Source organism: Achromobacter sp., assembly GCF_036567245.1.
Classification (GTDB): Bacteria; Pseudomonadota; Gammaproteobacteria; order Burkholderiales; family Burkholderiaceae_B; genus Achromobacter.
Window position 1 is genome coordinate 1 of the sequence record NZ_DATCUY010000541.1, and the last position, 2,543, is coordinate 2,543.

Sequence of the window (2,543 nt, forward strand, 5' to 3'; positions counted from 1 at the left end):
GATCGCGCCAGCGGGCGGACCGCCGGCCCTGGGCCGCGCGCCGCCCGCACAAACCAAAGGCTTGCTCAGGCCTTGGCCGCCCCACCCGCGCGCCCGCGCAGGTTGTAGGTCTTCTTGCTGCCCACGTGCTTGCGGATGAGCGACTCGGCAAGCTCGCCATCGCGCCGCATCAGCGCCTGCACGAAGGCCTCATGGTCGGCCACCGCCGCCGTCCATTCGTCGATATCGAAGTTCGACTTGTAGCGCAGCGCCTGCACCTGCAGGTTCAGCCTGTCATAGGAATGCGTAAGCGCCGGGTTGTGGGCGGCGCGATTGATGGCGATGTGCGTGCCCATGCTGGCCGCGAAATACGCGCGGATGTCACGCTGCTGATACCCGAGCAGCATCTGCGCGTGCAGTTGCGCGATGTGCGCCAGTTCCGCGTCCGTCGCACGCTCGGCGGCGCTGCGCACGGCCAGCCCCTCCAACACCGACAGCACATCGAAGATGTTCTCGACATCATCGGCCGACAACTCGATCACCATCGCGCCGCGCTTGGGCTGCAAGGTCACCAGGCCATCAGAGGCCAGCATGCGGTAGGCCTCGCGCAGCGGCGTGCGCGAAATCTTCAGCTGGTCGCACAGGTCCCGCTCGTTGAGCCAGGTGCCCGGCTTGAAGGTACCGTCGATGATGAGCTGCCGCAGTTTTTCCGCCACCACGGCCGGCAGCGTGGGGTGATGGATGGCCAAATCGGGGACGGGCTGGTCCATAACTTCAGGGTTAGCCATGAGTTGTTCGCACTCGTTAATTCGACTATTTTTGTATCTGGTATACCAAACACCAAAGGCATACCAACCTGACCCCATCATAGATCAAGCAACACGCGGGCAGGCTTACATCCACCAAGGAGACCCATATGTATAAGCACGCTCGCGCCTGGGCCGGCGCCCTGGCGCTGACCGCCAGCCTGGCCGCCGCCAGCCCCGCCCTGGCGCAGGACGCATCCAAATGGCCGGAACGGCCGGTACGCCTGATCGTCGGTTTCGTGCCCGGCGGCGGCACCGACGTGTCGGCCCGCATCCTGTCCGCGCGCCTGTCCGCGCTGCTGGGCCAGCAGGTCGTGGTCGAGAACAAGCCCGGCGCCTCCGGCCTGATCGCGGCCGACTTCGTGGCCAAGGCCGATCCGGACGGCTACACCCTGCTGCTCGCCAATATGCAATCCACCGTCGCCGCGCCCTACGTGGTGCAGTCCAGCGTCGACCCGATCAAGGATTTCACGCCGGTGCGCTACATCGGCTCGGTGCCCAATGTGCTGGTGATCAACCCGGCCAAGCACAGCTACGCCAGCGTGCAGAACCTGGTGGACGACGCCCGCGCCAAGCCCAAGCAGCTGACCTACGCGTCTTCCGGCATGGGCAGCCCGCAGCACCTGAGCGCGGCGCGCTTCTCGCAGATCGCCGGCGTCAGCATGGAGCACGTGCCCTACAAGGGCAGCGGCCAAGCCATGACCGACCTGCTGGGCGGCAGCGTGGACATGAACTTCGACACCCTGCCCGGCGCCATCAACCAGATCCAGGCCGGCAAGCTGCGTCCGCTGGCCGTGACCAGCACCGAACGCAGCAAGCGCCTGCCCGACGTGCCCACGCTGGCCGAGTCCGGCATCAAGGGCCTGGACGTGGTGCAGTGGTACGCGGTGCTGGCCCCCGCCAAGCTGCCCAAGCCCGTGCTGGACAAGCTCGACCAGGCCCTGAGCCAGACACTGGCTGATCCCGAAATCAAGGCCAAGCTGGCCGACCAGGGCATGGAACTGGGCGGCGGCCCGGCCAATCCCGCGGCCTTCGCCAGCTACGTGCAGGATGAATGGAGCAAGTACGGCAAGCTCACCGCCAGCCTGGGCCTGACCAAGCAGTAACCCCCCGCAGCAATCCGGCGGGGGGTGCGCCCCCGCCCAAGCAAAGGAACACCATGAGCGCTACCCCCACTTCCGATTCCTCCCCCATCCTGCGCCAGCGCGACGGCGATATCGTGACCGTGGTACTGAACCGCCCGGAAAAGCTCAACGCCTTCACCATAGACAGCTGGCGGCTGCTGGGCGACGCCTTCCTGGAGCTGGACGCCGACGACAGCGTGCGCTGCGTGCTGCTGCGCGGCGCAGGCGAAAAAGCCTTCTCGCCGGGCAACGACATCAGCGAATTCGAGACCGCCCGCAGCAACAAGCGCCAGGCCATCGAATACGGCGCCGTCATGCGCCGGACCATCGAGGCCATCGGCAACTGCCGCCATCCCGTGGTGGCGCAGATACACGGCATCTGCGTGGGCGGGGGCATGGAGATCGCCAGCCTGGCCGACATCCGCATCTGCGGCGCGAGCTCGCGCTTCGGCGTGCCCATCAAGAACCTCGGGCTGGTGATGTCGTACTCGGAACTGGCGCCGCTGGTGCGCCTGGTCGGCCCGTCCGCCGCGCTGCAGGTGCTGCTGGAAGGCACCATCTTCGACGCGCAGGAAGCGCTGCGCCTGGGCGTGGTCACGCGCGTGGCGCCCGATGACCAGGTCGCCGCGGAAGC

General features: G+C 67.0%; 3 protein-coding genes. 2 read left to right on the plus strand and 1 reads right to left on the minus strand.

Annotation, left to right across the window (positions count from 1 at the left end; all coding sequences use genetic code 11):
- Positions 1-65: 65 nt before the first annotated feature.
- On the minus strand, positions 66-767 hold the full coding sequence (locus VIR09_RS22920; protein WP_332014936.1) for a GntR family transcriptional regulator: 702 nt from the start codon (positions 765-767) through the stop codon (positions 66-68).
- Between the two features lie 128 nt (positions 768-895).
- Here VIR09_RS22920 and VIR09_RS22925 point away from each other — a divergent pair, with 128 nt between their 5' ends.
- Together VIR09_RS22925 and VIR09_RS22930 are read left to right on the plus strand one after the other, a co-directional pair.
- Positions 896-1,891 (plus strand): tripartite tricarboxylate transporter substrate binding protein, encoded by a 996-nt coding sequence (locus VIR09_RS22925; RefSeq protein ID WP_332014937.1) that lies wholly within the window; start codon positions 896-898, stop codon positions 1,889-1,891.
- A 53-nt stretch (positions 1,892-1,944) separates the two neighbouring features.
- Positions 1,945-2,543, plus strand: a 599-nt coding sequence (locus VIR09_RS22930) for an enoyl-CoA hydratase/isomerase family protein (RefSeq protein WP_332014938.1), incomplete at its 3' end; no start/stop codon positions are given.

Coding starts and splice junctions, on each gene's coding strand:
- VIR09_RS22920 (WP_332014936.1), bottom strand. CDS start 767: ATGGCTAACCCTGAAGTTATGGACCAGCCCGTCCCCGATTTGGCCATC.
- VIR09_RS22925 (WP_332014937.1), top strand. CDS start 896: ATGTATAAGCACGCTCGCGCCTGGGCCGGCGCCCTGGCGCTGACCGCC.